The sequence below is a fragment of the Mesorhizobium sp. M2A.F.Ca.ET.043.05.1.1 genome, assembly GCF_003952445.1.
Classification (GTDB): domain Bacteria; phylum Pseudomonadota; class Alphaproteobacteria; order Rhizobiales; family Rhizobiaceae; genus Mesorhizobium.
The window spans coordinates 2,355,055-2,381,344 of sequence record NZ_CP034446.1 but is presented as its reverse complement, the minus strand read 5'-3'; the positions used below and the strand labels follow the sequence as shown (position 1 = coordinate 2,381,344).

30 protein-coding genes are annotated in these 26,290 nt (G+C 63.1%); 19 read left to right on the top strand and 11 right to left on the bottom strand.

Annotation, left to right across the window (positions count from 1 at the left end):
• Positions 1 to 278: 278 nt before the first annotated feature.
• The 7 genes from EJ069_RS11520 to msrA all read left to right on the top strand — a co-directional run bounded on the left by EJ069_RS11520 (position 279) and on the right by msrA (position 3,584).
• Positions 279 to 1,130, top strand: a complete 852-nt coding sequence (locus EJ069_RS11520) for a hypothetical protein (RefSeq protein ID WP_126061383.1) — start codon at positions 279 to 281, stop codon at positions 1,128 to 1,130.
• Between the two features lie 168 nt (positions 1,131 to 1,298).
• The gene (locus tag EJ069_RS11515; protein WP_348639365.1) at positions 1,299 to 1,913 is read left to right on the top strand and encodes a glycosyl hydrolase 108 family protein; all 615 of its coding nucleotides are present in this window, start codon (positions 1,299 to 1,301) and stop codon (positions 1,911 to 1,913) included.
• Positions 1,910 to 2,113, top strand: a complete 204-nt coding sequence (locus EJ069_RS11510) for a hypothetical protein (RefSeq protein ID WP_126061382.1) — start codon at positions 1,910 to 1,912, stop codon at positions 2,111 to 2,113. The genes EJ069_RS11515 and EJ069_RS11510 overlap by 4 nt, the downstream gene beginning before the upstream one ends.
• Positions 2,114 to 2,223: 110 nt before the next feature.
• Positions 2,224 to 2,463 (top strand): ABC transporter permease, encoded by a 240-nt coding sequence (locus EJ069_RS11505; RefSeq protein WP_126061381.1) that lies wholly within the window; start codon positions 2,224 to 2,226, stop codon positions 2,461 to 2,463.
• Positions 2,448 to 2,642, top strand: coding sequence for a hypothetical protein (locus EJ069_RS11500; RefSeq protein WP_126061380.1), 195 nt, complete (start codon positions 2,448 to 2,450; stop codon positions 2,640 to 2,642). Before EJ069_RS11505 ends, EJ069_RS11500 begins: the two co-directional genes overlap by 16 nt.
• Positions 2,642 to 2,965, top strand: a complete 324-nt coding sequence (locus tag EJ069_RS11495; protein WP_126061379.1) for a hypothetical protein — start codon at positions 2,642 to 2,644, stop codon at positions 2,963 to 2,965. Before EJ069_RS11500 ends, EJ069_RS11495 begins: the two co-directional genes overlap by 1 nt.
• Before the next feature lie 97 nt (positions 2,966 to 3,062).
• Positions 3,063 to 3,584 (top strand): peptide-methionine (S)-S-oxide reductase MsrA, encoded by a 522-nt coding sequence (msrA, locus tag EJ069_RS11490; RefSeq protein ID WP_042646552.1) that lies wholly within the window; start codon positions 3,063 to 3,065, stop codon positions 3,582 to 3,584.
• Between the two features lie 208 nt (positions 3,585 to 3,792).
• On the opposite strand, the gene EJ069_RS11485 is transcribed toward msrA, so the two are convergent.
• Entirely contained in the window at positions 3,793 to 3,987 is a 195-nt protein-coding gene (locus EJ069_RS11485) for a hypothetical protein (RefSeq protein ID WP_126061378.1), read from the bottom strand.
• A gap of 169 nt (positions 3,988 to 4,156) precedes the next feature.
• On the opposite strand from EJ069_RS11485, the gene EJ069_RS11480 reads away from it, so the two are divergent.
• Positions 4,157 to 4,417 carry a hypothetical protein gene (locus EJ069_RS11480; RefSeq protein WP_126061377.1) on the top strand — a complete coding sequence of 87 codons (261 nt, stop codon included), beginning with the start codon at positions 4,157 to 4,159 and terminating at the stop codon, positions 4,415 to 4,417.
• A 26-nt stretch (positions 4,418 to 4,443) separates the two neighbouring features.
• Here the strand turns inward: EJ069_RS11480 and EJ069_RS11475 are convergent, their stop codons facing one another.
• The 4 genes from EJ069_RS11475 to EJ069_RS11460 all read right to left on the bottom strand — a co-directional run bounded on the left by EJ069_RS11475 (position 4,444) and on the right by EJ069_RS11460 (position 6,580).
• Positions 4,444 to 4,953, bottom strand: coding sequence for a hypothetical protein (locus EJ069_RS11475; protein ID WP_126061376.1), 510 nt, complete (start codon positions 4,951 to 4,953; stop codon positions 4,444 to 4,446).
• Positions 4,954 to 5,500: 547 nt separating this feature from the next.
• Positions 5,501 to 5,956 carry a GFA family protein gene (locus EJ069_RS11470; protein ID WP_126061375.1) on the bottom strand — a complete coding sequence of 152 codons (456 nt, stop codon included), beginning with the start codon at positions 5,954 to 5,956 and terminating at the stop codon, positions 5,501 to 5,503.
• Between the two features lie 115 nt (positions 5,957 to 6,071).
• Positions 6,072 to 6,278: a hypothetical protein gene (locus tag EJ069_RS11465; protein ID WP_245456508.1), complete on the bottom strand. Its 207-nt coding sequence runs from the start codon at positions 6,276 to 6,278 to the stop codon at positions 6,072 to 6,074.
• Positions 6,279 to 6,412: 134 nt separating this feature from the next.
• A complete protein-coding gene (locus EJ069_RS11460; protein ID WP_116390104.1) occupies positions 6,413 to 6,580 on the bottom strand; it encodes a Thivi_2564 family membrane protein in 168 nt (55 codons plus the stop codon).
• Positions 6,581 to 6,722: 142 nt separating this feature from the next.
• Between EJ069_RS11460 and EJ069_RS32710 the strand changes: the two genes are divergently transcribed.
• A complete protein-coding gene (locus EJ069_RS32710) occupies positions 6,723 to 6,860 on the top strand; it encodes a hypothetical protein (protein WP_189476291.1) in 138 nt (45 codons plus the stop codon).
• 91 nt (positions 6,861 to 6,951) lie between these two features.
• Positions 6,952 to 7,116 carry a DUF3309 family protein gene (locus EJ069_RS11455; protein WP_082048942.1) on the top strand — a complete coding sequence of 55 codons (165 nt, stop codon included), beginning with the start codon at positions 6,952 to 6,954 and terminating at the stop codon, positions 7,114 to 7,116.
• A gap of 15 nt (positions 7,117 to 7,131) precedes the next feature.
• Here the strand turns inward: EJ069_RS11455 and EJ069_RS11450 are convergent, their stop codons facing one another.
• A complete protein-coding gene (locus EJ069_RS11450; protein WP_245456507.1) occupies positions 7,132 to 8,991 on the bottom strand; it encodes a CHASE3 domain-containing protein in 1,860 nt (619 codons plus the stop codon).
• Between the two features lie 739 nt (positions 8,992 to 9,730).
• Here EJ069_RS11450 and EJ069_RS11445 point away from each other — a divergent pair.
• The gene (locus EJ069_RS11445; RefSeq protein WP_126061373.1) at positions 9,731 to 10,954 is read left to right on the top strand and encodes an anion transporter; all 1,224 of its coding nucleotides are present in this window, start codon (positions 9,731 to 9,733) and stop codon (positions 10,952 to 10,954) included.
• 49 nt (positions 10,955 to 11,003) lie between these two features.
• Here the strand turns inward: EJ069_RS11445 and EJ069_RS11440 are convergent, their stop codons facing one another.
• A complete protein-coding gene (locus tag EJ069_RS11440; protein ID WP_126061372.1) occupies positions 11,004 to 11,594 on the bottom strand; it encodes a TetR/AcrR family transcriptional regulator in 591 nt (196 codons plus the stop codon).
• An 83-nt stretch (positions 11,595 to 11,677) separates the two neighbouring features.
• On the opposite strand from EJ069_RS11440, the gene EJ069_RS11435 reads away from it, so the two are divergent.
• Complete coding sequence (locus tag EJ069_RS11435; protein ID WP_126061371.1) at positions 11,678 to 12,556, top strand: crotonase/enoyl-CoA hydratase family protein; 879 nt, start codon at positions 11,678 to 11,680, stop codon at positions 12,554 to 12,556.
• Positions 12,557 to 12,648: 92 nt separating this feature from the next.
• On the opposite strand, the gene EJ069_RS11430 is transcribed toward EJ069_RS11435, so the two are convergent.
• Positions 12,649 to 13,734, bottom strand: coding sequence for an HPP family protein (locus EJ069_RS11430; protein ID WP_126061370.1), 1,086 nt, complete (start codon positions 13,732 to 13,734; stop codon positions 12,649 to 12,651).
• Positions 13,735 to 13,926: 192 nt separating this feature from the next.
• On the bottom strand, positions 13,927 to 15,096 hold the full coding sequence (locus EJ069_RS11425; RefSeq protein ID WP_126061369.1) for a cystathionine beta-lyase: 1,170 nt from the start codon (positions 15,094 to 15,096) through the stop codon (positions 13,927 to 13,929).
• Positions 15,097 to 15,562: 466 nt separating this feature from the next.
• On the opposite strand from EJ069_RS11425, the gene EJ069_RS11420 reads away from it, so the two are divergent.
• From EJ069_RS11420 to EJ069_RS11400, 5 genes are all read left to right on the top strand, one after another.
• A complete protein-coding gene (locus tag EJ069_RS11420) occupies positions 15,563 to 16,591 on the top strand; it encodes an amino acid ABC transporter substrate-binding protein (protein ID WP_042646531.1) in 1,029 nt (342 codons plus the stop codon).
• Positions 16,592 to 16,653: 62 nt separating this feature from the next.
• The gene (locus tag EJ069_RS11415) at positions 16,654 to 17,841 is read left to right on the top strand and encodes an amino acid ABC transporter permease (RefSeq protein ID WP_126061368.1); all 1,188 of its coding nucleotides are present in this window, start codon (positions 16,654 to 16,656) and stop codon (positions 17,839 to 17,841) included.
• A 3-nt stretch (positions 17,842 to 17,844) separates the two neighbouring features.
• Positions 17,845 to 19,002 carry an amino acid ABC transporter permease gene (locus EJ069_RS11410; protein WP_126061367.1) on the top strand — a complete coding sequence of 386 codons (1,158 nt, stop codon included), beginning with the start codon at positions 17,845 to 17,847 and terminating at the stop codon, positions 19,000 to 19,002.
• Positions 19,003 to 19,017: 15 nt separating this feature from the next.
• Entirely contained in the window at positions 19,018 to 19,821 is an 804-nt protein-coding gene (locus tag EJ069_RS11405; protein ID WP_042646526.1) for an amino acid ABC transporter ATP-binding protein, read from the top strand.
• 283 nt (positions 19,822 to 20,104) lie between these two features.
• The gene (locus tag EJ069_RS11400) at positions 20,105 to 20,773 is read left to right on the top strand and encodes a TIGR02117 family protein (RefSeq protein ID WP_126061366.1); all 669 of its coding nucleotides are present in this window, start codon (positions 20,105 to 20,107) and stop codon (positions 20,771 to 20,773) included.
• 31 nt (positions 20,774 to 20,804) lie between these two features.
• Here EJ069_RS11400 and EJ069_RS11395 read toward each other — a convergent pair whose 3' ends face one another.
• Positions 20,805 to 22,040: an FAD-dependent monooxygenase gene (locus EJ069_RS11395; RefSeq protein ID WP_126061365.1), complete on the bottom strand. Its 1,236-nt coding sequence runs from the start codon at positions 22,038 to 22,040 to the stop codon at positions 20,805 to 20,807.
• Positions 22,041 to 22,052: 12 nt separating this feature from the next.
• Positions 22,053 to 22,298 (bottom strand): zinc-finger domain-containing protein, encoded by a 246-nt coding sequence (locus EJ069_RS11390; protein ID WP_027169907.1) that lies wholly within the window; start codon positions 22,296 to 22,298, stop codon positions 22,053 to 22,055.
• 247 nt (positions 22,299 to 22,545) lie between these two features.
• Here EJ069_RS11390 and EJ069_RS11385 point away from each other — a divergent pair, with 247 nt between their 5' ends.
• The gene (locus tag EJ069_RS11385) at positions 22,546 to 24,741 is read left to right on the top strand and encodes an RNA degradosome polyphosphate kinase (RefSeq protein ID WP_126061364.1); all 2,196 of its coding nucleotides are present in this window, start codon (positions 22,546 to 22,548) and stop codon (positions 24,739 to 24,741) included.
• Positions 24,738 to 26,273, top strand: a complete 1,536-nt coding sequence (gene ppx, locus EJ069_RS11380; protein ID WP_126061363.1) for an exopolyphosphatase — start codon at positions 24,738 to 24,740, stop codon at positions 26,271 to 26,273. Before EJ069_RS11385 ends, ppx begins: the two co-directional genes overlap by 4 nt.
• The last annotated feature ends 17 nt before the right edge of the window (positions 26,274 to 26,290 follow it).

The window sequence follows — 26,290 nt, the reverse complement described above, 5'->3', positions numbered from 1 at the left end:
AAGCGATCGTTATCGCCTATGCGCTCATCAAAGGCGTTACTTCCTGACAGCAGGCGCTTGTCGGAGTCTACCGGACCAGATAATTCCTGTCTGATGGGCATGAAGGGCAAAACAGCAGTCATTCACGCCGGTCTTCCGAAGACCGGCACTTCGACTATCCAGAAGGCTTTTTTCGAAACCGGGCGAGGCTTCTGAAAGAGTTCGGCATTCTTTATCCGGGCTCCGTCCCGAACCATTCCGAACCCGTGTCCGCCTTGTTTGGCCCGACACCAGCTACCATGATCGAACTCATGGGCATGCAAAAGCCGGGCCAGAGCATCGAAGATGTGCAGCGTGAAATTCGCACGCTTTTCGACCATCACTTGGCTCTGCCTGGCTGGCATACCCTTCTGCTCAGCGCCGAGAACCTGTCAAACTACACACGGCTCGAACTAAGCCCATTCAGGCGTTGGCTCTTCGAATATGTAGATCGGGTTCGGATACTGTTCTGGACCCGCAGTCCGGTCGCCTACACAATCAGCAATGTGCAGCAGATGGTGCGGCACGGCTATCTCATCGAGGACATGTCGGCGGAGGGTAGCGATATTGCCACGCCAAACCTTGCTATTAGACTGAGCGAGCATAGTGCAGCCTTTGGCGAGGATGCGATAGAGGTTCGATCGCTGGAAAGCGCGGCTACCGAAAGCGGCGGAATCGTCGCCGCGTTCTGCCGACAAATTGGGCTTCCCGGATACGCCCCTCTGGACTTGGCGGCGACGATACCGGCCAGCGAAAACCAGTCGATGTCGCTCAGGGCAGCGTATGCCATCGATGAGCTGAACTCGATCAGGCCGTTGTTTGTGGATGGCAGGATCAACCCTGAAAGGACGACCGACGACGCGACCAAGATCGTCGAGATGGTGCAGGGTCCGAAGTTTGATCTTCCTGGCCGCATAAAAGAGAGAATTCGAGAGACCGTCCCGCCGGACGTGCAAGCCGTCAACGACAGGTTTGGACTCGATCTCTACCCAGAAGTATTTTCTTCAGTGCCGCTGATCGGGCGCGCGCCGCCGAACGATCTGGTTGCCCTTCGAGACATCGCGCTCAAGGTCTCGGACGAGAACGTGCGGCTCCGTAGTAGCGATCAATAGCAACCTGCCGGCTAACGCTGCCTGACGCAGGCGCATCGACGCCGGCAACTTCCGCTCATCAACAAGCTCAGAGGTTCCCATGGACCGCAACTTCGCGCGTGCCCTTTCGCTCGTCCTGAAATCCGAGGGCTTTGGTCGGACAACCCCGCCGATCCGGGCGGCGCCACCATGAAAGGTGTCACGCTCGCCAATTTCCGCCGCTACGTGAAAGCAGATGCCACCAAGGCTGAACTGCGCAGGATCTCAGATGACCAGGTCGCTATGGTCTACCGCCGCTTCTACTGGGATGCCGTGGCGGGCGCTCTGCTCCCCGATGGCATCGACTACGCCGTCTTCGACTTTGCCGTGAACAGCGGCCCGGGCAGGGCGGCGAAATATCTTCAGGCCGTGCTCGGCGTTGTCCAGGACGGCCGCATCGGCCCGGCCACGTTGGCGGCCGCGGGGGCAAAGCCCGCCGGCGTCGTCATCGACGCGCTTTGCGATGCGCGGCTCGCCTTCCTCGAAAAGCTGTCGACCTGGCCGAGCTTCGGCCGGGGCTGGAGCGCGCGTGTCGCCTCGGTGCGCCGGCAGGCACTGCTGATATCGGCCGCGCCGCTGACGACGACGGTATCCGTGCCGTCGGCGCCAGCATCCGCCGATGCTGTGGCGCCGACCGCGCCGCCCGAATCTGCGTCGCCCGCCAAGGCAGCCGGCATCCTCGCTTTGATCGCGCTGGCGCTCGGCGCGCTCACCGCCTGGGCCGCGCATCTTCCCTGCAATCTCCTCGGAGTGTTCTGCCAATGATTGCCGTCATCATCCGCATCGCCCTGCGCTATGGCGCGGGCGTGCTTGTCGCCCGGGGCCTTCTGGGCGCCGACGATGCCTCGGCGTTTTCTGCCGATCCCGATATCCAGATGGCGCTGGAGACCGGTCTTGGACTTGCCATCGCCGGCGCGGCCGAGTGGTGGCATCTGCTCGCGCGCCGGTTCGGCTGGGAGCACTGACCCATGGAAAATCTGCAAGGTCTGCTCGCCGCCTGCATTGAGGCCACCAGGCCGTATGTGGTCGTGGGCGCCGCCTGCTTCGCCGCCGGCCTTGTCATCGGGGTGCTGCTATGAGCGCTCTGCTGGCATGGCTTCTCACCAATCCGACGATCCTGGCGATCGGCGCCGGCCTTGTCGGCGCGCTCGGCTGGGGCTTTCACCAGCGCCTTGCCGGTGCAAGGGCCGAACGAAACAAACAGGCAGAGGCGGAGGCCGTGGCCCGCAACATCGCCGACCAGGTCGACAAAGACATCGGCGCCTTGCCGGCTGAAGCGGTCAGGAAGGAGCTGAAGTCATGGGCAAGGGATTGATCCTCGCAGCCACCGTCGCCGCGCTTGCCGGCTGCACGACAGCCAGGGGCGGTTTCTGCGCCGCCGCCGCGCCGATGCGCCTCTCCGCCAGGGCCGTCGAAACGCTGTCGGATCAGGAGGCGAGGGCGCTGCTTGCGCACAACCGCAAGGGCGAGAAGCTCTGTGGCTGGAGGCCGTGATGCATAACATTTTCGATCTTCTGGGCATCAAGGGCCAGGTCGTGGCGGCGGGGCTCGCCGGCGGCGTGTTGCGGGCGCTGTCGCGCCATCGCTACAAGCTGCGCGAGATGATCGCCTCGCCCATCTGCGGCGCCTTGGCCGCCGCCTATCTGACCTTGCCTGCCGTCGCCTGGGTCCAGGCAAGCGGCCTGCCGATGCCCGACGCCGCCGACGACACCACCACGCTCGCCGCCGCCTTCCTGATTGGCGTCTCGGCCATGTGGATTTCGGACATCGTCTTCGAGCTGGCAATCCGACCGTTCAGACCGACTTCGAATAGCTGATCGTGCAGGATCGAAATCGCGCCCGGCATGTTCCCCGAGCCGCTGGAAGAATCCGGCCACAACGCCTATCTATGGAGCAATCCAAAGGAGGTTTGACATGGCTTCTTCCACCGAGCGCGCAGTCCTTGCCGGCGGCTGCTTCTGGGGCATGCAGGATCTGATCCGGCGCTTGCCCGGCGTGGTTTCAACCCGGGTCGGCTACAGCGGCGGCGATGTCGCCAACGCGACCTATCGCAATCACGGCACTCACGCCGAGGCAATCGAAATCATCTTCGATCCGGCCAGGACCAGTTTCCGCACGCTGCTCGAATTCTTCTTCCAGATCCACGATCCGACGACGAAGAACCGCCAGGGCAACGACATCGGCATGAGCTATCGCTCGGCGATCTACTACACGAGCGACGAGCAGAAGCGGATCGCCGAGGACACGATCGCCGACGTCGATGCGTCCGGCCTGTGGCCCGGCAAGGTCGTCACCGAGCTTGCTCCGGTGGGCCCCTTCTGGGAAGCCGAGCCCGAGCATCAGGACTATCTGGAACGCTATCCCAACGGCTACACCTGCCACTTCGCGCGGCCGGGGTGGAAGCTTCCGGTCCGCCAGAAGGCTGCCGCATCATAGATTGGCGGCGAGGCTATCGCATTTAGCCTTGCTCATCCAAGCAAAGCCCGCCATGCCGAAGAGGCATGGCGGGCTTTTTTGCGTTCAGGATGCTTCTCTGGGCTTGCGCGGATTCAGCCTTGCGCAAACGCTGAACCGCTCCAGCTAAATCGATCCCGGCAGGTTCCGCATGGAAAACCGCGGCGAGCATCAAATTGCCTTAGGCGGCTCAGCCCTTGGCGCGGCGGCTTTCATGTTCGTGGGTGCCGATCCAGTGGGCGCGGATGCGGTCGCTGGCCTCGAGATAAGCCATGTCGATGAGATAGGTCAGGAGTTTTTCGCCGTCGGCTTCGGCCTTCTGGCGAAGTTCTCGCAATATCCCCTGCGCAAACTGCAGGTTTTCCATTTTGCTAGGCTGGTCCATGGGTGCCCCCCGAATGTCTGCGCGGTAAGTCTGGATCACTATGCTTGTATGAAAGTTGTGACACCGTGCGCGGTGCGGCTGCCCGCGGTTGCACTGACGCCCGGCCAGCGAACCTGTTGGACATTGTGCGGAAATGTCGATATTTTACGCGCCCAATCGGATAGCGACCATGAACGAAGACGAGGGCAGCACTCCTGACAAGTTGCAAGCCATGCTTGACGTGATTGCCAGGAGCGAGCCCTCGTTCGAAAACGGGCAAGTCGATTTCGGCCGCTTGAAAGCCGATGCCGTCCGGGCAGCCGGGGTGCTGATCGAATTTTACGGCGATGCTGCGCTTGAGCGCGCCAAGCTCATCGAGCACCGATCGCCGCAATCGCATTTCGCGCGCATGGTCACGGCTGAGGTCGGCAGACGCGGCAAGCGAAGCTGACCCGCAAACGATCGGCGAAAGCTGCCTCAGGACGATCTTCGCCTCCTCAGCCTTCCGTCAAGCCGTTGCTCGACCTCTTCCTCGACGTTGTCCAGAAGATAGGACAACAGGTCGTGTCCGATCGATCGCGCGATGTCCTTGGCTTGTTCGACGTGATTGTGGATCTCGCGCAGCGACTGTTCCTCGCAGGTGGCATCCTTCGTCAGATCGACGAACCAACCAGGGTAGAGCGCTGCCTCGCCCACACCGTCTACGTAGCATTGGCCGACGGCCAGGATCTTGCGCAGCCCCATCTTTTCCGACCGGACCCTGTAAACTTCCCTGAAGCCAGATTTGCATTCTATCGCCTTGCGGATCGCCAATCGGACCCTGGGCCGGTCATCCACATCGATGCTTTGCATGCAGCGTTCCAGCGAGGCGCCATGCGAGAATTCGTCGAGTGTCAGGCCGAAATAATCTGAAAGGTTGGCGTCGCCATAGACACGGTCACGCTTGACGTCCCAGGTCCAGAACCCGTCAATCGGTGGATACCGCATATGCATGTTTCGGCCGTGTTCAGGCGCCGACGTCATGAAAACCGCCCCGTCCGGTTTCAAGATTCGGCAGCACTATGTAGCAAAAAATGAAAGAAACAAAGGTGGCCTTTTGTACAAGGTCTGAAATCATAAGCCTTACTACCTGTGGCAATTCCGAGCGTCATATTTTGATACAACCAGAAAGCAATGGTCTAAAAAATTTCTTAAGCTTAAAGAATTTTCACTTCGATATTGCAGCTGCAGCTTGGTATTTCACGCGCTGACACAAGCGGCCGGCAGGAAAAGCAAACCAAAAGGTTGTATTGCGAAAGAGGGTGGCTAAAAATTCTTGCGTTCCGCAAAGCGGATAAAACGCCATGAATGTCGCTGCCTGAAACGTGCAGGTGACGACTCACCGTGAATGCTGCCGGCGGCTGATTGACCGACAAACCTACCGGTGGTTGAAACAGACGGAGCTTGGAGAAAAGCTTGGCATCTCAATCGGCAGCCAGTCCTTTCCGTGCGGCGCCGGAGGGTTTCCTGGACGGCAGGTCATTGCCGTTCAGACCTAAGTCCGCTGGCAATCCGACCTAGGCTGACCTTTGCCGCGGCTCCGGGTCGAGCCGGCGGCCGAATCAACTGCGACCCGGTCATGCTCGAACTGATGCGCCTCGGGGAGGGCCTGCAGCCAGGATTCGCGCCGCCCGATCCAGAGCTCATAGTCCGGCACAAGCCCTTCGGTCGGCGCGACGTCAAGGCTGCCGATCGTGACCTCGACTTCCTCTTCGCCAACGAATGGAACTCGGCTTCCGCAGGTGGGGCAAAAACTTCGAGCGCCATAGGTGCTGGTGATCCCGCTGGCTTCGAACGCTTGAAGCGGCCATACGGCATAGGCATGGAAAGCCGATCCGCTTGTCTTGCGGCAATCCTTGCAGTGGCAGAGGCCGACCCGGCGTGGCTCGCCGGCCACGCGGAACTGCACGCCGCCGCACAAGCAACTGCCGGTGCGCGCGATTTCAGGCATTTGCCGTTCCTCCCGCTGTTACACGCAGAACCAAGTCGGGGCCGGCCAGTTCTGCCGCTGGCCCGTACAACCCATATGGGGTTGCTATGGTTCCGCGCGGGACCGCAAGAGGCGGCTATCGGTCGGGAAGGTCGACCGGCTCCTCGCACCGATAGACGCGGCACTCGCCGTCCTTGGCGGGAACGGTTGTTGATATTGGCACTTCCGGCCAGTCGCACTCATTGCCGAATTGCCGCACGAAGCGGCTATAAGCATCCAGACCGGTGGTCAAAACCACCGCATGGTCGCTTTTGATCAGCGCCTGCGTCTGCGCGGAGGTCATGGCGCGCGTGTCCGGCCGGGCGTGGCGCTCGCGGCGCACAGCAGCGTGGCGGCGCTCAACAAGTTGCCGGCGAGGCATGCGGTCGACAGGGTTCTCATGGACAGCGGGCTTCGGGGTTTCGGTGCTGAATATGGCTAAAAGACCGCAAGATATTTGAGCAATGATATGATTCCGATGATGATGACGATGATCTGCGCGATCTGTCGCGCGCGGGCATCGAGTGGCAAGCGCTGCACGAGATAGAGCACCAGGATCACCACCAGGAAGGTGATCAGGATGCCGATGAGTACCGATACGCCCATAAGCGAGCCTCCGTTATCGCCAGGATTGCCCCAACCGGGCTGTCCCCAACGTCGCGCCTCTGAAAAAGGTTCCGCTAGGCGAAGTGGAACGGGAAGTATTGAGCAGCGTTGTTCAGCACCTTTGAATATTCAGGATGCGAACATGAAGGACATCATCAGCACCGCGGCCATCATTGCGTCGATCGCGATTGCGATCGCGCTCATGTTTTTGGTCCCGATCAGACTTGAAGCCAACCCTGCGCCGCCGATCGTGTCGTCCCAATCGGCCAAGGCCGAATAGCATCGGCCCGGAGCCGGGTGGAACATGCGCGCCCCTTGCGAGTTGATTTCGTGATGAAAAGCGCCGGCTTGCGCTCAGAGAGGAAAAGAACATGGGTCTCGGCACAATTCTTATCATTATTCTGATTCTGGCCTTGCTTGGTGGTTTCAGCGGCCTGGGCGGCGGGCCGTTCTACGGCACGGGCTATTATGGCGGCGGCGGTCTCGGGTTGGTTCTTGTCATCGTCATTATTCTGGTCGTGCTCGGACGGATCTAAGAACGGCCGGACAAATCAAGCCAGCGCGTCCCGGAGCTTCGCCTCCAGTTGCTCCAGCGTGAACGGCTTGGCGATGAAGTGCACATCGTGGTCGAGCACGCCATTGTGCACGACGGCGTTGCGCGTGAAGCCGGTCATGAACACCACTTTCAGGGAGGGGGAGTGCTTGCGAGCCCGTTCGGCGAGTTGCCGGCCATTCATGCCCGGCATTACAATATCCGTCAGCATCAGCGCGATGGCGGCGTTCTGACCGAGTTTCTCCAAGGCTTCGTCACCACCCGCGGCTTCGATGACGGTATAGCCGAGCTCCAGCAAGGCGGCGACCGTCGAAGCACGCACGCGAGCATCGTCCTCGACGAGCAGCACGGTTTCGGTTGCCGGAACATCGCTCCTGCCGCCGGTCTTTACCGGCGGCGCCGCTTCCTCCGGACCGGTGAAGCGCGGAAGATAGATCCTGATTGTCGTGCCCTCGCCGGGCTCCGAATAGATCTTGACGTGTCCGCCGGATTGCTTGACGAAGCCGAACACCTGGCTGAGACCGAGCCCGGTTCCCTTGGTCGCGGGCTTCGTGGTGAAGAATGGCTCGAAAGCCTTGGCCATGATGTCCGCCGCCATACCCGCGCCGGTGTCCGTTACCGCGATCATGACATACTGACCGGCCTTCACTTCGGGATGCGCCGCCGCATAGGCCTCGTCGAGATGGCAGTTGGCGGTCTCGATGGTGAGCTTGCCCTCTTCATCCATGGCGTCGCGTGCGTTGACCGCCAGGTTGATGATGGCGTTCTCGACCTGGTTCGGGTCGGCATGAGTTTTCCAAAGTCCGCCCGCCAGCACCGTTTCGATCTCGATCGCATGGCCGAGCGTGCGCCGTAAAAGGTTCGACATGCCGGTGACGAGCCGATTGGCATCGACGATCTGCGGCGCCAGCGGCTGCTGCCTGGAAAAGGCAAGCAGCCTGGCGGTGAGGTTGGCGGCGCGTGCCGCGGCATCGGCCGCCGCCTCAACGAAGCTCTGCACGTCATGCTCGCCGCGAGCGAGCTTGCGCTGCGCGAGGTTCATGGCGCTGGTGATGACAGCCAGCATATTGTTGAAATCATGCGCGATGCCGCCCGTGAGCTGGCCCACCGCCTCCATCTTCTGCACCTGGCGAAGCTGCGACTCCGCCTTCTCACGCGTGTCGATCTCGTTCAGCAGCGCCGCGTTCTTGGCGCTCAATGCGTCCTGCGCGGCAGCCACTTCTCGGAAGCGGCGGCTGGACTGGCGGATCGTATAGATGCCGAGCAGAAAGATGCCCAGCAGCGCCGCGAATGAGCCGATGCGCAGCCAGCCTTCGATCTGTTCCATCCGCTCCGCACGGGCAGCGAGGTTCGCACCGTCGATGCGCCGGATCGCATCGATGTTGGCGCGGATCTGGTCCATGTCCAGCTTGCCCCTGCCGCCGCGCACGATGTCCAGCGCTTTCGCCGTGTTGCCCGTGTCGTAGAGCCTGATCGTCTCAGCGAGTTCCGCTTGCTTGCGGGCAAGCGCGTCCTTGATGCCGGCCACCTGCTGCGCCCGATCGCTGCCGACCGGAAACATCTCATCGACGCGCTTGAGCAGCGCCGGCAGCGCCTCGACCGCATGCTGGTATGGCAGCAGATAGTTTTTCTCGCCGGTCAACAGATAGCCGCGCTGGCCGGTCTCGGCGTCCTGGGCGAGCGAAAGCAGGCTCGAAAGCGTTTGCTGGGCTTCAATCGCTTCACGGCTGGCGTCGCGGTCGGCGATCTGCGCTTCGGCGAGAATGGCGCGCGCGGTTATGATCAGCGCGACAACGGCAAAGCCGGCAAGAAGCGGAAGCGCTTGCCATCGCAGGGCGCGTCGCAGTCGGACGATCATTGCTTTGCGGGGGCCTGAGGAAAATCGTGAAATTCGCCAAGTGGTAGGCGTCGGTGACGCGCAAGGCAATAGCCAAGTCCGGCGGGCTTTGATCACAACAGCCCCGGCGGACCTGCCTATGTCAAACTTTAATGACGGCGGCGTTCGGCCAATGCCAGAGTACAGGATTCCGCCGCGGCGGCGCTGTGGTCGATCGGCGGCTGTCGGGTACCGATAGAGCAATTCCAGGAAAAGTGTGAGAGGTTTTCCGTCCGGAATTGCGTAATAACAAGAGATAGAGCGGTTCGCCGTTTTTCCGTGAAACGGTGAAACGCTCTAGCCGCCGCGCCCGCTGCATTCGAGACAGGCGATGCTGTGTCCTGGGCAGTTAATCCGGTGGGTACCCTCCGGGCAGCAATGGCCGTTGGAGCTTAGCCAGCGCGCGCAAACGAAAACTTTTTTCGCCCCGTGACAGCGGGGGCATTCCTGCGGACGCATCAATTCCTCCCGCGATAGGACGCGATGTTCCGCTTCAACGACCGTGTTCATCCGTTTAGTCCCCCAACGCCTGGATTATCGGTCAGATATGTTAATTCACCGTTCTTTACATTAGGGTTTAGGAATGTGAAAGCCATGAAAGCGCCATCACGCTTTGCTGCGCTTGCACACTTTCCCTTTCCGCCACCCTTGTTAAATGTGAGGCCGAGCCGTCCTCCGGCCGATTCTGGCGGACAGGGCAGGCAACGGGAACCTTCTTGCAATGACATGGACCGGCGCGGGCGCGCTCTTCATCCTCGTGCTTACCTATGCCGGCGTCGCGGTTGGCCGCATTCCTGGGCTGCGGCTTGACCGCGCCGGGATCGCGCTGCTCGGCGGTGCCGCCATGATCACCATCGGTGCGATCAGCATCGAGGATGCCTACAAGGCCATCAATTTCGACACGATCACGCTGCTCCTCGGCATGATGATTGTGGTCGCGCATCTGAAGGTTTCGGGCGCGTTTCGGGCGCTTGGCGGCTTTGCCATCGAACACGCCCATGCGCCCTTCATGCTTCTGGTCATGGTGACGCTGTTGACCGGCGTGCTCTCGGCCTTCCTGGTCAATGACGCGATCTGCCTGGTGATGGCTCCGATCGTCGTTCATGTCACCCGCGTCATCAACCGCAACCCGGTGCCTTACCTCATCGCCACCTGCACCGCCTCGAACTGCGGCAGCGTCGCCACCATCACCGGCAATCCGCAGAACATGGTGATCGGCGCGCTGTCCGGCATTTCCTATCCGGCCTTCACGCTGGCGCTCGCGCCGGTGGCCCTGTTCGGCCTGCTCTGCGTCATCGTCATCATACGCATCGTCTACCGCGCCGAATTCTCCCGCCCCGCCGAACTCAGCCCGGAAGTGTATCGAGGGCGCATGCTGCCCGGACAGGTGCTGAAGGCCACCATCGTCTGCGTGCTGCTGGCGCTCGCCTTCTTCGCCGGCGTTCCCGTCGCCAAGGCGGCGCTGATTGCCGGCGCTTTCCTGCTGGTCACCCGGGCCATCAAGCCTCGGCGCATCTATCGCGAGATCGACGGGCCGCTGCTCTTCATGTTCGCCGGCCTGTTCGTCGTAGTGGCTGGCGCCGAGCGCACGCTGCTCACGCCCGACATGATCGCCTGGGCGAAGAACATCGGCCTCGACGATGTCTGGCGGCTTTCGGGCTTCACCGCGGTGCTCTCCAACATCATGAGCAATGTGCCGGCGGTGCTGGCGCTCCGTCCCTTCGTTCCCGGGCTGGAGAACCCGGAGCGCGCCTGGCTGGTCGTGGCGATGAGCTCGACGCTGGCCGGCAATTTCACGCTGCTCGGCTCGGTCGCCAACCTGATCGTCGCCGAGCAGGCGAAGGTGGCCGGCAAGGAGCTTTCCTTTTCCGCTTTCTTCAAGGTCGGCCTGCCGATGACGCTGGTGACGCTTCTCGCCGGCACCGCCTGGCTGGCCTTGTCCTGAAGAGGCCCCCCTCGAACGCCTCAATCGACGCGCCGCGAGCATCCACGATCTAAGCTGCGTGTTTGCCCGCCATCCTCGCCCGTATCAGCGTCGCGGCGGCATGGCCGGCGGCGTTGACGTAGTCGGGATTGTGATGGATCAGCATGCTGGAAAAGGCGCCGTCCATCAAAAGCACGATCTCGCGCGCCAGCATCTTCGCCTGGGCGACATCGTGGCTTGAAAGCGCGCCGGCCAGCCATTTCTCGAAATTGGTCTTGTGGCGTGCTCCAGCCTTCACCGCCGGATGTCCCGGCATCGCCGCCAGCTCGGCCGCCGTGCGCAGGAAACCGCAGCCCTTCCATTTGGGATGGCGGGCAACCCGTGCCAGGTTGGTGAACATCGCCTCGACCTTTTTGTCCGCGCCGCCCTCCGCCGCATCGAACCAGCCCGCCATCTGCTCTAGATTGGGCTGGTCGCGTCCTTCGAGATAGGCCGCGATCAGATCGTCCTTGCTGTTGAAATGGTAGTAGAGCGTGCGCTTGGTAAGTCCTGCCTTCTCGGCCACGGCGTCGACGCTGACGCGGCCGATGCCCTCGGCATAGAAGAGCTTAGTCGCCGCGTCGACAAGGCGTTTTCGCGTGGGATTGGTCTTTTCGTTCATCGTGTAAGTATACCGACTAGTGAATATACAAGCAATCGAAAGCCTGCTCCTTATCCGCCGAACCACCGGAAAAGGAAAAAGCCATGACCGACCTTGTGCTGAGCGAGACGCGCGACCGCGTCGCGATCCTCACCCTCAACCGACCCGATAGGCTGAATGCGCTGAATTACGCGCTGATCGACCGGCTGCTTTCGCGTCTCGACCTGATCGAGACGGATGATGGCGTGCGCGCCGTCATCCTCACAGGGGCAGGGGAACGCGCCTTTTCCGCCGGCGGCGACATCCACGAATTCTCGTTGAGCGTGGCCGAGGGCACCGATGTCGCGCTGCGTGATTTCGTCATGCGCGGCCAGCGTCTGACGGCGCGGCTGGAAGCGTTCCGCAAGCCGGTGATCGCCGCCGTCAACGGCCTCGCCTTTGGCGGCGGCTGCGAGATCACCGAAGCGGTGCCGCTGGCCGTCGCCAGCGACCGCGCCTTGTTCGCCAAGCCGGAGATCAAGCTTGCCATGCCGCCGACTTTCGGCGGCACGCAGCGGCTGCCGCGGCTTGCCGGCCGCAAGCGCGCGCTGGAGCTGCTGTTGACCGGTGAGACATTCTCCGCCGCTCGTGCCGCCGAGCTTGGCCTGGTCAACCAGGTCGTGCCGCACGAAGAGCTGATGCGGGCGGCCTTTGACCTTGCGCGCCGCATCGTCAGTCATTCGCAGACAGCGGTTGCCAGCATCCTCACAGCGGTGGCGCGTGGCATCAACTCGAGCATAGCGGAAGGCTTGCTGGTGGAGGCTGAGCAATTCGCCCGCGTTGCCCCGACAGCAGACCTGCGCGAAGGCTTGACCGCCTGGATCGAGCGGCGGCAGGCGGTCTATGACGGCTCATGGGCGCATCTCGCCCGGCCGGACAAGGCCACGGGCGCCACGCGGCGTCTCGACCGGGCGGTCCACTTGGCTGGCTGCCGCCCTGTCTGAAGCGGCTCGGCGTTTCACGAAAGCGCTGAACCGCTTCAGGTTCCATGCACTTTCAGGCGGAAGACCGTGTCACACTTTTCCTGCATTTGCTCCTAGGCCACCGCTTTCAACGGCGCCTTGCCAGCCTGTTGCACGCGCGCGGCCGCAGCCAGCAGGTCGGTCTGCGTGATCAGTCCAAGTATATGCCGGCCGCCATCGACGATCACCACCGCATGACTGCGCCCGTCGGTTAGCGTCGGCAGCAGGCTCATCGCCGGCATGTCGGGCAAAGCGGTGCTTGCTTTCGACATCACCCCTCCCACCGTGTCGGTCGTCCTCGTCAGCTCGCGCAGGCCGATTGCGCCGGTGAGCCGTCCTTCCGCGTCGACGACCGGCAAGGTGCGGATGTTGTGGTCGATCAAAAGGTTGCGCGCCTCGTCGGCCGTGGCCGTTTCCGGCACCGAGATCACATCGCGGGACATGATGTCCCGGCAAAGCAGCGTGCGCTGCGAGCGCACCATCGCCTGCAGCTCGACCTGACGCAGCAGGCGCTCCAGGTCATCGCGGTCGATGTCGAAGGTTTCGTCGAGCGCCGAGAGCGCCGCATCGACATCCTCGGGCCGAAAACCGACGCGCTCGGCTGGCGGCCGGTCGGCTGTGCCGTGACCGCTGTTGGCCGGCACATGCACATGGGGATAGTTGCGGCGCGACAGCTTGTGGAAGAGGAAGCCGAGCGCGACCAGGATGGTCGAGTTCAGCGCCACCGGCACAAACGGAAACAGGAAGCCGGCCGCGGCAACCGCCGGCCCGCCGAGCACGCCGGTAAGCGCCGCCGCGCCGCCCGGCGGGTGCAATGATCGCGTGAACGACATGGCGGCGATCGCCAGGGCCACCGCGAGGCCGGAGGCGATCACCGTGTCATGCACAAAATGCGCCACCGTTACGCCGACCAGCGCCGAAATCGTGTTGCCGCCGATGATCGACCAGGGCTGCGCCAGCGGGCTCGAGGGAACGGCAAAGAGCAGCACCGCGGAGGCGCCCATGGGCGCCACCAGCATCGCCACAAGCGGACCGCTACCCGTCGCAAGCCCGCTGATCATGCCGGTGAGTGCGATGCCGATGGTCGCGCCGATGCAGGCGAGCAGCCGCTCGCGAAGCGTCGCTCCGGCGAGGATTGGAACAAAGAGGCGAAACGCCATGGCAGGCCCTTGATCGAATGGGTGGAATTGCGCTGCACGCAATGCCGCTGAAGTCACGGATTTGGAAGCCAAACCAATCCGTAAATTCGCGGCCGGAGAGAATATTATTGCGCGGCGCGCTGTGGGGGACATGCCGCCAGCGGCTTTGCCTGTATCAATCGCGTGGGCGGCCAGCGTCTGCGGGTCAACCTGTCAGCCGGCGGCAGCCGCCGCCAGCCCACGCGCGATATCGGTCTTCAGATCTTCGACATCCTCAAGCCCGATCTGCAGACGGATCAGCGGACCGGCATAAGAGCCTTTGGCGATGGTGCGGTCGCCGAGGTGGACCGGCACGGCGAGGCTCTCATAGCCGCCCCAGGAATAGCCGAGCCCGAAGATCTTGAGGGCGTCGAGGAAAGCGTGCTGGGCCTTCTGCCCGCCACCCTGGAGCACGATCGAGAAGACGCCGCTCGAGCCGCAGAAGTCGCGCTTCCACAGCGCATGGTCGGGATGGCTTTCCAGCGCCGGGTGCAGCACCTGCGCGACGCCCGGCTGCCCTTCCAGCCAGCGCGCGACATCGAGCGCGGACTTGCGGTGATGCTCGAGCCGCACGCCCATCGTCCGCAGGCCGCGCAGGACCTGGTAGACATCGTCCGGACCGGAACAGCAGCCCAGCGTGCAGAAACCGTCATAAAGCTTCGTCCAGCAGGCCTCGTTGGCCGAAACCAGGCCAAGCAGCACGTCGGAATGGCCGGCCGGATATTTCGTCGCCGCGTGGATCGAGATGTCGACGCCATGGTCGAGCGGCTTGAAATAGAGCGGCGTCGCCCAGGTGTTGTCCATCATCACGGTGGCGCCCGCTTCATGCGCCACCTTGGCGATGGCCGGGATGTCCTGCACCTCATAGGTGTTCGATCCAGGCGATTCGGTGAACACCACTTTTGTATTGGGCCTGATCAGCGAGGCGATGCCGGCGCCGATGCGCGGCTCGTAATATTCGACCTCGATGCCGAGCCGCTTCAGCATCGTACCGGCGAAGTGGCGCGTCGGATGGTAGACGCTGTCGACGATCAATAGATGGTCGCCGGCGGCAAGGAAGGCGAGCAGCGGCACCGTCACCGCCGCCAATCCCGAAGGCACCGCGATGGTGCCGGCCGAGCCTTCCAGCGCGTCGACGGCGAGCGTCAGCGCATCCATCGTCGGCGTGCCGCGCGTGCCGTAAGTGTATTTCTGGCTGCGTCCGGCCATCGAGGCGGCATCGGGGTAAAGCACCGTGGAGGCGTGCACGACCGGTGGGTTGACGAAGCCGAAGTAGTCGCGCGGGTTATTGCCGGAATGGGCAAGCAGCGTGTTGGTGCCGATTCCGATGCCGTCTTTAGCCATGGTTCGTCGCCTATCGAATGATGTCGGGGGTCCAGCCATAAAGCGGCGGCAAAGCCCACGCAACCGCGCCGGGCCCGCCAAAAGCCCGTCTTCGGCTGGGCCAATCCAATCCCACCTGCGCTCAATAAAGCACCGCTATTGCCGAAGCGGATTCGGCCCGCGGATCACGGATTCGCGCCGCCGCAACTTGACTGATTTGTTCGCATGGCCTGCCGATTTCATGGGCTCTTGTCCGCAATTCAGGCATTTGCGGCAATTGCTTTTCAAACCTTTGAGCTTTCGGTCATTTCCCTTGACCTCACAGGAATAATCGCCTTCGATGCGTTTCGTGAATGGGAGGCAGCGCATCGGCAACCGATGCGGGTCCGGGAGTGGGCCTTGAAGTGGGAGCTGCATTCACAAACGAAAAAAGATCAAGCGTCGCCTGGCAGCAGGGGCGCCTGTAACAGAAAAGGGTCTGTGGGTCATGAAACACATTGCAATCGGCATTCTTGGCGCCGCCGCGCTCGGGTTCATGGCGTCCGCCGCTTCGGCTGGAACGCTCGATACCGTGAAGCAGAAGGGCTTTCTTCAATGCGGCGTCTCGACCGGTCTCGCCGGCTTTTCGGCGCCGGACGACAAGGGTGACTGGAAAGGCATCGATGCGGACTTCTGCCGCGCCGTCGCGGCCGCCGTCTTCGGTGACGCCACCAAGGTCAAGTTCACGCCGCTCAGCGCCAAGGAGCGTTTCACCGCGCTGCAGTCGGGCGAGATCGACCTCCTGTCGCGCAACACCACCTGGACCAGCAACCGCGACAGCGCGCTCGGCCTCGATTTCGTCGGCGTCACCTACTATGACGGTCAGGGCTTCATGATCAACGCCAAGAAGCTGCCGGGCGTGAACTCGGCGCTGCAGCTTTCGGGCGCCGCCGTCTGCGTGCAGAGCGGCACCACGACCGAGCTGAACCTCGCCGACTACTTCAAGAAGAACAAGATGGAGTACAATCCCGTCGTGTTCGAGAAGCTGGAAGAGGTCAACGCCGCCTATGATGCCGGCCGCTGCGACGCTTACACCACTGACCAGTCCGGCCTCTATGGCATCCGCCTGACACTGTCCTCGCCGGCCGATCACGTCGTGCTGCCCGAGATCATCTCCAAGGAGCCGCTCGGCCCGGCCGTGCGCCAGGGCGACGACCAGTGGGCCCACATCGCGCGCTGGACCTATTTCGCGCTGCTCAACGCCGAGGAGGCCGGCGTTACCCAGGCGAATGTCGAGGAGATGAAGACCTCGACCGATCCGAACATCCAGCGCCTTCTCGGCACCGAGCCGGACGGCAAGTACGGCGCCGATCTCGGCCTGTCCAACGACTGGGTCGTGAACATCGTCAAGGCTGTCGGCAATTATGGTGAAATGTTCGAGCGCAATGTCGGTTCGGGCAGCCCGCTCAAGATCGCGCGCGGCATCAACGCGCTGTGGACCAAGGGCGGCCTGCAATACGGCCCGCCGATCCGCTGATCGAAACGTGATCCGGGAGGCAGGTCGTCTGCCTCCCGGTTTCTCTTTCCAGGGGACGGTCCATGGCTTCGCAGGAAATCCTTCGCGGGGAGCCGAGCCGCGGCTCCTTCATCAATGACCCGAGAATACGCAGCCTGTTCTTTCAGACGCTGGTGGTGATCCTGCTGTTCAGCTCGATCTGGTGGATCGTCCACAACGTCATCGAAAATCTCCAGCGCCTACACATCGCCTCAGGCTTCGGCTTCCTGAAGAGCAGGGCCGGCTTCGACATCTCCGACACGCCGATCGCCTACACGTCCGACTCGACCTATTTCCGAGCGCTGGTCGTCGGTTTGCTCAACACGATCATCATTGCCGTCGCCGGCATCGTGCTTGCCACTGTTGTTGGCTTCCTGATCGGCATCGGCCGCCTGTCGCAGAACTGGCTGATCCGCAAGATCTGCACGGTCTATGTCGAGATCTTCCGCAACATCCCGCCGCTGCTGGTCATCTTCTTCTGGTATTCCGGCGTGCTGGCCGTGCTGCCGCCGCCGCGCGAGAGCATCCATTTGCCCCTCGGCTCCTTCCTCAACCAGCGTGGTTTCTATCTGCCGCGCGCCGTCTGGGGAGATGGCTCCTGGCTGATCGGCGTCGCATTGCTGCTTGCCATCGCGATGGCCTGGTTCGTCGCCCACAGGGCGCGGCAGCGGCAGCGGGCAACCGGCCAGCAATTCCCGGTGTTCTGGACGTCGGTCGCTCTCATCATTGGCCTGCCGGTGCTCGCCTTCCTGCTCAGCGGCATGCCGCTCAGCTTCGATTTCCCGAAGCAATCGACCTTCAACCTGACAGGCGGCTTCTGGATCAAGCCGGAGTTCCTGTCGCTGCTGCTGGCGCTGTCCTTCTACACCGCGGCCTTCATCGCCGAGATCGTGCGCGCCGGCATAAGGGGCGTCAGCAAGGGGCAGACCGAGGCGGCAGCGGCCCTTGGCCTGCGCTCCGGTCCTATCCTGCGGCTGGTGGTCATTCCGCAGGCGATGCGCATCGTCATCCCGCCGCTCACCAGCCAATACCTCAATCTGACCAAGAACTCATCGCTGGCCATCGCCATCGGTTATCCCGATCTGACAGCCACCGCCGGCACCGTACTGAACCAGACCGGACAGGCGGTGGAGGGCGTGTTCATCATGATGATCGCCTATCTGGTGCTGAGCCTGGTGACGTCCTTTGTCATGAACATCGTCAACGCCAGAATGGCGCTGGTGGAGAGGTAAGCCATGCAGGAACACGATATGTCCTGGGTGCGCACCGAGATGGCGCTGGCGCAGCCGGCGCCGCCTACCGAACGCGGCGCCTATGCCTGGGTGCGCAAAAACCTGATCGGTTCGGTCGGCGACACCATCCTCACGGTGCTGGGCATCGCCATTGTGGTGTGGGTCTTGCCGCAAATCATCAACTGGGCCTTCATCAACGCCGTTTGGACCGGCCCTGACCGCACGGTGTGCACGACCGCTTCGCAAGGCGGCATCCAGCCCGACGGTTGGACCGGCGCCTGCTGGGCCTTCGTCAACGCCAAGTTCGGCCAGTTCATGTTCGGCACCTATCCGATCGAGGAGCGCTGGCGGCCGATTCTGGTCGCCATCCTGTTCGTGGTGTTGCTGGTGCCGATGCTGATCCCGCGCGTGCCGCGCAAGGGGCTGAACGCGCTTCTGCTCTTCGTCGTGCTGCCGATCGTCGCCTTCGTCCTGCTGGTCGGCGGCGTGTTCGGCCTGCCGCATGTCGAGACCCCGCGTTGGGGCGGGCTGCTGGTCACGCTCAGCCTGTCCTTCGTCGGCATTGCCGTGTCGCTGCCGATGGGCATCGTGCTGGCGCTCGGTCGGCGTTCGAAGATGCCGATCATCAAATGGCTATGCGTCGTCTTCATTGAGACGGTGCGCGGCATTCCGCTGATCACGGTGCTGTTCTTCGCCAGCGTCATGCTGCCGCTGTTCCTGCCGGAAGGCGTCAGCTTCGACAAATACCTGCGGGCCCTGATCGGCGTCTCGCTGTTTGCCGCCGCCTATATGGCGGAAGTGGTCCGCGGCGGCCTGCAGGCGATCCCGAAGGGCCAGTATGAAGGCGCCGACTCGCTCGGCCTCGGCTACTGGCAGAAGATGGGCCTGATTGTGCTGCCGCAGGCGCTGAAGCTGGTCATCCCAGGCATCGTCAACACCTTCATCGGCATGCTCAAGGACACCAGCCTGGTCCTGATCATCTCGATGTTCGACCTGCTCGGCGTGGTGAAGCAGAACTTCGCCGACCCGAACTGGGCGACGCCGCAGACCCCGAAGTCCGGCCTGATCTTTGCCGCCTTTGTTTTCTGGCTGTTGTGCTTCGGCATGTCGCGCTATTCAATGTACACGGAACGCCGGCTCGACACCGGCTACAAAAGATAAAAAGGGGAATTGGCCATGACCACCGAAAACGCCGTCAGCGCGGAAGACCTCAAGGTCAATGCCGGAAAGATGCATGTCTCGACCACCGACGTCGCCATCGACATTGTCGGCATGCACAAATGGTATGGCGAGTTCCATGTCCTGAAGGACATCAACCTCAAGGTGATGCGCGGCGAGCGCATCGTCATTTGCGGCCCGTCCGGTTCCGGCAAATCGACCATGATCCGCTGCATCAACCGACTGGAAGAGCACCAGAAGGGCAAGATCATCGTCGACGGCAAGGAACTCACCAACGATCTGAAGAAGATCGACGAGGTGCGCCGCGAGGTCGGCATGGTGTTCCAGCATTTCAACCTGTTCCCGCATCTGACCATCCTGGAGAACTGCACGCTGGCGCCGATCTGGGTGCGCAAGATGCCGAAGAAGCAGGCCGAGGAAATCGCCATGCATTTCCTCAAGCGCGTCAAGATCCCGGAGCAGGCCAACAAATATCCCGGACAGCTCTCCGGCGGCCAGCAGCAGCGCGTGGCGATCGCGCGCTCGCTCTGCATGAACCCGCGCATCATGCTGTTCGACGAGCCGACCTCGGCGCTTGATCCCGAGATGATCAAGGAAGTGCTGGAGACGATGGTGGGTCTGGCGGAAGAGGGCATGACGATGCTGTGCGTCACCCACGAGATGGGCTTTGCCCGCAAGGTCGCCAACCGCGTGATCTTCATGGATCAGGGCCAGATCGTCGAGCAGAACACGCCGGCCGAGTTCTTCGACCACCCGCGCCATGAGCGCACGAAACTGTTCCTGTCGCAGATCCTACACTGAGCGGGGAACAGTTTCCTGGGAGGTGGCTCGTGCCCGTGCCTTCGTCATCCTAGGGCGGAGCAAGGAGCGAAGCGACGCGCGTAGACCCTAGGATCCATGCCGTGACGCTAAGGCGTTGCGATGTTTGCAGAATTCTGCTCCGTCGCGCTCTACGGCAAAGGTCACGGCATGGATCCTCGGGTCAAGCCCGAGGCTAACGAAGTCACGAACGGCTTCGGCTAATCTCGGAAATAGCGATGAAAGCTTCGCCTTTCATTTTTCTCGTCCGGACCTGCCGCGCCCGATGAGAACAATCCTGCGATATCTGGCAATGCTCGTCGGAGCGGTGCTTCTGGCCGCCGCGCTCGGCGCGATGGTGCCGCGCCCGCTCTGGCCCGCGGCGAAGGCCGAAGGCGAGGGGACACGGCGCATATTGGTGCTGAAGAACCCGATCCACACCGACATCGCTATCCCTCTGGATGACGGCGTTCGCCGGCGGTTTGCTTTCCTCGCCGATGCCGGTCTGCCGATGGATGCCTCGGATGCACGCTACATCGTCTTCGGCTGGGGTGGCCGCGCTTTCTACCTGGAGACGCCCACATGGTCGCAATTGAAGGCCGCGCCGGTGTTGAAGGCGCTGACGCTCGACGCCTCGGTGATGCATGTCGATGTCGCCGGTACGATCAAGGAGCCGCATCCGGATGTCGCCGGCTTCGACATCGACGAGGCGCATTTTGCAGCCCTCCTCGACTACATCGCGGCGAGTTTCCGGCAGGGATCAGACGGTCCGATGGCCATCGGCAATGCCGGCTATTCGGCCTTCGACCGTTTCTACGAAGCCAACGGCCATTTCAACGCGCTGGTCGGTTGCAACACTTGGACGGCGGCCGGATTACGCGTCGCCGGCCTGCGAACAGGTTGGTGGAACCCGCTGCCGGTATCGTTGTGGTGGTCGATGGGATTGTATAACTGACGCAGTACCGTGAATCGAGTCCTCGGGTGCTCTACCCCCGCACCACCTTGGGTTCCTCCCAGCCATAAAGCCAATCCAGGTCCGCGGCGAGCTTCTCCGGCGGCCGTGTCGCCAGCACCAGATTGCGGGCGACCGCCACCGGTCCCCAGGCGTGCCAGGTCAGCCGGTTGAACGCGCCGCGCTTGAGCACCCTTTCGACGCGCGGCCGCCTGAGATTTTCCCAGACGGCGAGGCCGTGGGCCGGATCGCCCGGAAAATCGGCGACCAGATTGGCGAGCATCGAGGCGTCCTCGATCCCCATGGCCGCGCCCTGGGCCGCGAACGGCGTCATGGCATGCGCGGCGTCGCCGATCAGCGCGATGCCTTGCGGGACGGCCCAGCGCTGTTGCCGGACAGTGTGCATTGGAAACGCCGTCCATGGCCCCGCCAGCGCGACGAGCTTCGCGAGCATCGCCGCGGTGCCACGCACGGCATTGGACAGGATGGCCGGGTCGGCATGGCCTGACCAGCCTTCCGCGATCCGTTCGCCTCTGGTGAAGGCGGCGAGGTTGACGGTGCGGCCCTTGCTCACCGGATAGGCGACCAAATGGAAGCCGGGATGCAGGAAGGTTGTGACGCAGCCCGCCGCTCCGATCTCGGCAAAAGCCTGCCCGGCGGGGCTGTCGACCGCCACGGTGGTGCGCCAGGCCAGTCGGCCCGAGAAGCGGCTTTTCGTGAAAGCGGCGTCCCGGGCCGCAAGCTGCGCGCGAACTGTCGACCAGACGCCATCGGCTCCGACCAGCAGGCCGGCTGCAACCGACGTGGTTTTGCCGTCGGCCTCGACCGTCGCGGTCACGCTTCGCTGGTCGGCGGCGATGCCTGTCACCCGCGCGCCGGTGACGAGCTCGATATCCGACCGCCCTGCCATTTCCTCCGCCAGAGCCACCTGCAGGTCGGCGCGGTGCGCCACCAGATAGGGCGCGCCCCAGCGCTTCTCGGCCGCCTGGCCAAGCGGCACGCGGGCCAGCTCGCGCAGGCTTTTCGCATCCTTCAGCACCACCGCTTCGGGCCGGACCGCGTTGGGCAACAGGCGGTCGAGTACGCCAAGACGGCGCAGAATGCGGGTTGCGTTTGGAGCCAGCTGGAGGCCGGAGCCGGCCGCTTGGAGCTGCTTGGCCTGCTCGAAGAGTTTCACCGGCAAGCCGCGCTCGGCGAAGGCAAGTGCTGCCGTCAGTCCGGCGATGCCGGCCCCGGCTATGACGACTTGCCGGGACCGTGCTTCAATCATGGTCGGGAAAGCTCAGGCGGCCTGGTCGACATAGAGGCAGCCGGCTGGCTGCGTTTCCGTCGCCTTCAGCGACGGCGAATAGCGATAGAGCGTCGAGCAGTAGGGGCAGACCTTTTCATTGTCGTCGCCCATGTCGAGGAACACGTGCGGGTGGTCGAAAGGCGGGTTGGCGCCGGTGCACATGAATTCCTTGACGCCGATCTCAATGACCGGATGGCCCGCGTCGTTCTGGAAGTGGGGAATGCTACCGCCTGCCATCGTCGTCTCCAATTGGGTTCGGCCAGTGGGTGTGACCCGCCTGCATCTGGAGCATAACATGCCAGTTTGCAAGATCGATGAAATCAAACTGTCGCAAAAGGCTGGCAGAGGATAAGTTGAGCCGGTTAAGCGCGTGAGGCTGGCACGGAGCGATTCCGTGACGACCGTGCGTCACAAAGAGATGTTAGGGCGTCGCCGGACGGCAATATGCGGCGCTCCAGGGACGGTTGCAGGCAGAGCGGGAAACATGAACGAACTGAAGCCGGTGCAGAGCGAGTTCATCACCGTCGAGGCGGCGAGTCCCGACGGCGGCAATCCCGACCGTTTCGTCAACCGCGAATTCTCCTGGCTGCAATTCAACCGCCGCGTGCTGGAAGAGTCGCTCAACGAGCATCATCCGCTGCTCGAGCGCGTCCGCTTCCTGTCGATCTCGGCCGCCAATCTCGACGAGTTCTTCATGGTCCGCGTTGCCGGCCTTGCCGGTCAGGTGCGCGAAGGGATCGCGTTGAAGAGCCCGGACGGCCGCACGCCCGAGCAGCAGCTCGAGCAGCTGCTGCGCGAGGTCGAGCGCCTGCAGGAGGACCAGCAGAAGAGCCTCTCGGCGCTGATGGCCCTGCTCAACAAGGAAGGCATCGAAAGCATCACCCGCGACGCGCTGACCAAGGATGAGAAGACCTGGCTGGAGGAGCATTTCCAGGAACAGGTGTTCCCGGTGCTGACGCCGCTGTCGATCGACCCGGCGCATCCGTTTCCCTTCATCCCCAATCTCGGCTTTTCCATCGCCTTGCAATTGCGCCATCGCAAGAATGGCGAGGAGATGAGCGCGCTCTTGCGCCTGCCGGTGGCGCTCAGGCGTTTCATCCGCCTGCCGGACCGCAAGCGCCATGTGCGCTTCATCCCGCTGGAGGAGGCGGTCGGCCTCTATATCGGCAAGCTGTTCCCCGGCTATGAGGTCAAGGGCTCGGGCACGTTCCGCATCATCCGCGACAGCGATATCGAGGTCGAGGAAGAATCGGAAGACCTCGTGCGCCTGTTCGAGACGGCGCTGAAGCGGCGGCGCCGCGGTTCGGTGATCCGTATCGAATTCGACACGCTGATGCCGGCCGAATTGCGCGATTTCGTCGCCGGCGAGCTCGGCGTCTCGGCGAGCCGCATCAGTGTGCTCACCGGTCCGCTGGCTCTCAACCAGATTTCCGAGATCGTCGCCATTCCGCGCGACGACCTGAAGTTCACCCCCTACAATCCGCGCTTTCCCGAGCGCATCCGCGAGCATGGCGGCGACTGCCTGGCCGCCATCCGCGAGAAGGACATCATCGTCCACCATCCTTACGAATCCTTCGACGTGGTGGTGCAGTTCCTGCGCCAGGCCGCCGCCGACCCGGAGGTGGTGGCGATCAAGCAGACGCTCTACCGCACTTCGAACGACAGCCCGATCGTGCGCGCGCTGATCGACGCCGCGGAGGCCGGCAAGTCGGTGACCGCGCTGGTCGAGCTCAAGGCGCGCTTCGACGAGGAGGCCAACATCCGCTGGGCGCGTGACCTTGAGCGCGCCGGCGTCCAGGTCGTGTTCGGCTTCCTGGAGCTGAAGACCCACGCCAAGATGTCGCTCATCGTGCGCCGCGAGGACGGCCGGCTGCGCAACTACGTCCATCTCGGCACCGGCAACTACCACCCGGTCACCGCCCGAATCTACACCGACCTGTCCTTCTTCACCACCGACCCGACGATCGCGCGCGATGTCGCGCAGATTTTCAACTTCATCACCGGCTATGCCGAACCGGCCGAGGAGATGCGCCTTGCCGTGTCGCCCTTCACGCTGCGCAACCGCATCCTGAAGCACATCGCCGAGGAGGTCGTCCATGCCCGCGAAGGACGGCCGGCGCGCATATGGATGAAGATGAACGCGCTGGTCGACCCGACCGTCATCGACGCGCTCTACGACGCCAGCCGCGCCGGGGTCGAGATCGACCTCGTCGTGCGCGGCATCTGCTGCCTGAGGCCGCAGGTGCCGGGCCTTTCGGAAAACATCAGGGTGAAATCGATCGTCGGCCGCTTCCTCGAGCACAGCCGCATCTACTGCTTCGGCAATGGCTACGGCCTGCCGTCGGACGAGGCGGTCGTCTACATCTCGTCCGCCGACATGATGCCGCGCAATCTCGACCGCCGCGTCGAGACGCTGGTGCCGATCACCAATCCAACTGTGCATGAACAGGTGCTTGGCCAGATCATGCTGGGCAACATCATGGACAACCAGCAAAGTTTCGACGTATTGGCTGACGGCACCTCCCGGCGCGTTGCGCTGGAGGAGGGCGAGGAGCCGTTCAACGCGCAGGAATACTTCATGACCAATCCGAGCCTCTCCGGACGGGGTGACGCGCTGAAATCGCATGCGCCCAAGCGCATCGCCCAGTTCAAACGCCGCAAGAAGAACAGCGCCGCGTGATTGCAGTTTCCCAGGGCCGGCTTCAGGACCGGCGGCCGCTGTCGATCATCGACATAGGGTCGAACTCGATCCGCCTTGTCGTCTATGAAGGGCTGGCGCGCTCGCCCTCGCTGCTGTTCAACGAAAAGATGCTGGCCGGCCTCGGCCGCGGCATCGTTTCGACGGGCAAGCTCGATCCCGAAGCCGTGACGCGTTCGATGGAGGAGTTCCGCCGCTTCCGCGCGCTGTCGGATCAGGCAGGCGCCGAGCACATGTATGTGCTGGCCACCGCCGCCGCGCGCGAGGCGGTCAACGGTCCCGATTTCATCCACCGCGCCGAGGAGGTGCTGAAGACCGAGATCCGCGTGCTCACCGGCCGCCAGGAAGCCTATTATTCGGCGCTCGGCGTCATTTCCGGTTTCCATCCGGCCAACGGCATCGCCGGTGACCTCGGCGGCGGCAGCCTCGAACTGATCGACATCAACCGGGAGGCGATCGGCGACGGCATCACGCTGCCGCTCGGCGGCCTGCGCCTGCAGGACATGGCCAAGAACTCGCTGGCGCAGGCGCAGAAGATCGCGCGCCAGGAACTGGCGCGGGCAAAGTTGCTCAAGGGCGGGCAAGGCAGGGTCTTTTATGCCGTCGGCGGCACCTGGCGAAACCTCGCCAGGCTGCATATGGAGATGAACAACTACCCGCTCGGCATCATGCATCACTACGAGATTTCGGCCGACAGCGCGCAGACCTTCCTCAGGCAGGTGGCCAAGGGCGAGGTCGAGAAGGTGAGGGGCATCGAAGGCGTCTCCAAGAACCGCCGCTCGCTGCTGCCCTACGGCGCCGTCGTGCTGCAGGAGATCATGACGGCGATGCAGCCCTCGAAGATCATCGTCTCGGCGCAAGGCGTGCGCGAGGGCTTTCTCTATTCGCTGCTCGACGCCGAGGAGCAGAAGGCCGACCCGCTGATCTCGGCGGCCGAGGAACTGGCGTTGTTGCGCTCGCGCTCGGTGCACCACGCGCATGACCTTGTCGAGTGGACAGGCAAGGCATTCAAGGCCTTCGGCATCGACGAGACGGAAGACGAAACGCGCTACCGCCATGCCGCCTGCCTGCTCGCCGATATCGGCTGGCGCGCGCATCCCGAATATCGCGGCAGGCAGTCGCTCAACATCATCGCGCACGCCTCCTTCATCGGTGTCGACCATCCCGGACGCGCCTATCTGGCCCTGGCCAACGCCTACCGCCATGACGGCATCTTCAACGACGGCATCGCGCCCGAGATCAAGGCGCTGGCGCCGCCGCGCCTTCTGGAACGCGCCCGAGTTCTGGCGGCGATGATGCGCGTGGTCTATCTGCTGACGGCGGCGATGCCGGGCGTCATGCCGCGGCTGAAATGGGAAAGCCGTGGCAACGGCGCGCTGGCGCTGGTGCTGCCAGCCTCGCTTTCCGACCTTTATGGCGAGCGCCCCGCCGGACGGCTGGCGCAACTGGCCCGCATCACCAACCGGCGCCTGGTGCTGGCGGTCGAAGGCGGTCCGAGCGTCTCGGTAAAATAGGACGTTTCGGTGAAAGG

Bases quoted from the DNA above. Each gene is read 5' to 3' on its own strand.
- EJ069_RS11520 (WP_126061383.1), top strand. From the start codon at position 279: ATGATCGAACTCATGGGCATGCAAAAGCCGGGCCAGAGCATCGAAGAT.
- EJ069_RS11515 (WP_348639365.1), top strand. From the start codon at position 1,299: ATGAAAGGTGTCACGCTCGCCAATTTCCGCCGCTACGTGAAAGCAGAT.
- EJ069_RS11510 (WP_126061382.1), top strand. From the start codon at position 1,910: ATGATTGCCGTCATCATCCGCATCGCCCTGCGCTATGGCGCGGGCGTG.
- EJ069_RS11505 (WP_126061381.1), top strand. From the start codon at position 2,224: ATGAGCGCTCTGCTGGCATGGCTTCTCACCAATCCGACGATCCTGGCG.
- EJ069_RS11500 (WP_126061380.1), top strand. From the start codon at position 2,448: ATGGGCAAGGGATTGATCCTCGCAGCCACCGTCGCCGCGCTTGCCGGC.
- EJ069_RS11495 (WP_126061379.1), top strand. From the start codon at position 2,642: ATGCATAACATTTTCGATCTTCTGGGCATCAAGGGCCAGGTCGTGGCG.
- msrA (WP_042646552.1), top strand. From the start codon at position 3,063: ATGGCTTCTTCCACCGAGCGCGCAGTCCTTGCCGGCGGCTGCTTCTGG.
- EJ069_RS11485 (WP_126061378.1), bottom strand. From the start codon at position 3,987: ATGGACCAGCCTAGCAAAATGGAAAACCTGCAGTTTGCGCAGGGGATA.
- EJ069_RS11480 (WP_126061377.1), top strand. From the start codon at position 4,157: ATGAACGAAGACGAGGGCAGCACTCCTGACAAGTTGCAAGCCATGCTT.
- EJ069_RS11475 (WP_126061376.1), bottom strand. From the start codon at position 4,953: ATGCGGTATCCACCGATTGACGGGTTCTGGACCTGGGACGTCAAGCGT.
- EJ069_RS11470 (WP_126061375.1), bottom strand. From the start codon at position 5,956: ATGCCTGAAATCGCGCGCACCGGCAGTTGCTTGTGCGGCGGCGTGCAG.
- EJ069_RS11465 (WP_245456508.1), bottom strand. From the start codon at position 6,278: ATGACCTCCGCGCAGACGCAGGCGCTGATCAAAAGCGACCATGCGGTG.
- EJ069_RS11460 (WP_116390104.1), bottom strand. From the start codon at position 6,580: ATGGGCGTATCGGTACTCATCGGCATCCTGATCACCTTCCTGGTGGTG.
- EJ069_RS32710 (WP_189476291.1), top strand. From the start codon at position 6,723: ATGAAGGACATCATCAGCACCGCGGCCATCATTGCGTCGATCGCGATT.
- EJ069_RS11455 (WP_082048942.1), top strand. From the start codon at position 6,952: ATGGGTCTCGGCACAATTCTTATCATTATTCTGATTCTGGCCTTGCTT.
- EJ069_RS11450 (WP_245456507.1), bottom strand. From the start codon at position 8,991: ATGATCGTCCGACTGCGACGCGCCCTGCGATGGCAAGCGCTTCCGCTT.
- EJ069_RS11445 (WP_126061373.1), top strand. From the start codon at position 9,731: ATGACATGGACCGGCGCGGGCGCGCTCTTCATCCTCGTGCTTACCTAT.
- EJ069_RS11440 (WP_126061372.1), bottom strand. From the start codon at position 11,594: ATGAACGAAAAGACCAATCCCACGCGAAAACGCCTTGTCGACGCGGCG.
- EJ069_RS11435 (WP_126061371.1), top strand. From the start codon at position 11,678: ATGACCGACCTTGTGCTGAGCGAGACGCGCGACCGCGTCGCGATCCTC.
- EJ069_RS11430 (WP_126061370.1), bottom strand. From the start codon at position 13,734: ATGGCGTTTCGCCTCTTTGTTCCAATCCTCGCCGGAGCGACGCTTCGC.
- EJ069_RS11425 (WP_126061369.1), bottom strand. From the start codon at position 15,096: ATGGCTAAAGACGGCATCGGAATCGGCACCAACACGCTGCTTGCCCAT.
- EJ069_RS11420 (WP_042646531.1), top strand. From the start codon at position 15,563: ATGAAACACATTGCAATCGGCATTCTTGGCGCCGCCGCGCTCGGGTTC.
- EJ069_RS11415 (WP_126061368.1), top strand. From the start codon at position 16,654: ATGGCTTCGCAGGAAATCCTTCGCGGGGAGCCGAGCCGCGGCTCCTTC.
- EJ069_RS11410 (WP_126061367.1), top strand. From the start codon at position 17,845: ATGCAGGAACACGATATGTCCTGGGTGCGCACCGAGATGGCGCTGGCG.
- EJ069_RS11405 (WP_042646526.1), top strand. From the start codon at position 19,018: ATGACCACCGAAAACGCCGTCAGCGCGGAAGACCTCAAGGTCAATGCC.
- EJ069_RS11400 (WP_126061366.1), top strand. From the start codon at position 20,105: ATGAGAACAATCCTGCGATATCTGGCAATGCTCGTCGGAGCGGTGCTT.
- EJ069_RS11395 (WP_126061365.1), bottom strand. From the start codon at position 22,040: ATGATTGAAGCACGGTCCCGGCAAGTCGTCATAGCCGGGGCCGGCATC.
- EJ069_RS11390 (WP_027169907.1), bottom strand. From the start codon at position 22,298: ATGGCAGGCGGTAGCATTCCCCACTTCCAGAACGACGCGGGCCATCCG.
- EJ069_RS11385 (WP_126061364.1), top strand. From the start codon at position 22,546: ATGAACGAACTGAAGCCGGTGCAGAGCGAGTTCATCACCGTCGAGGCG.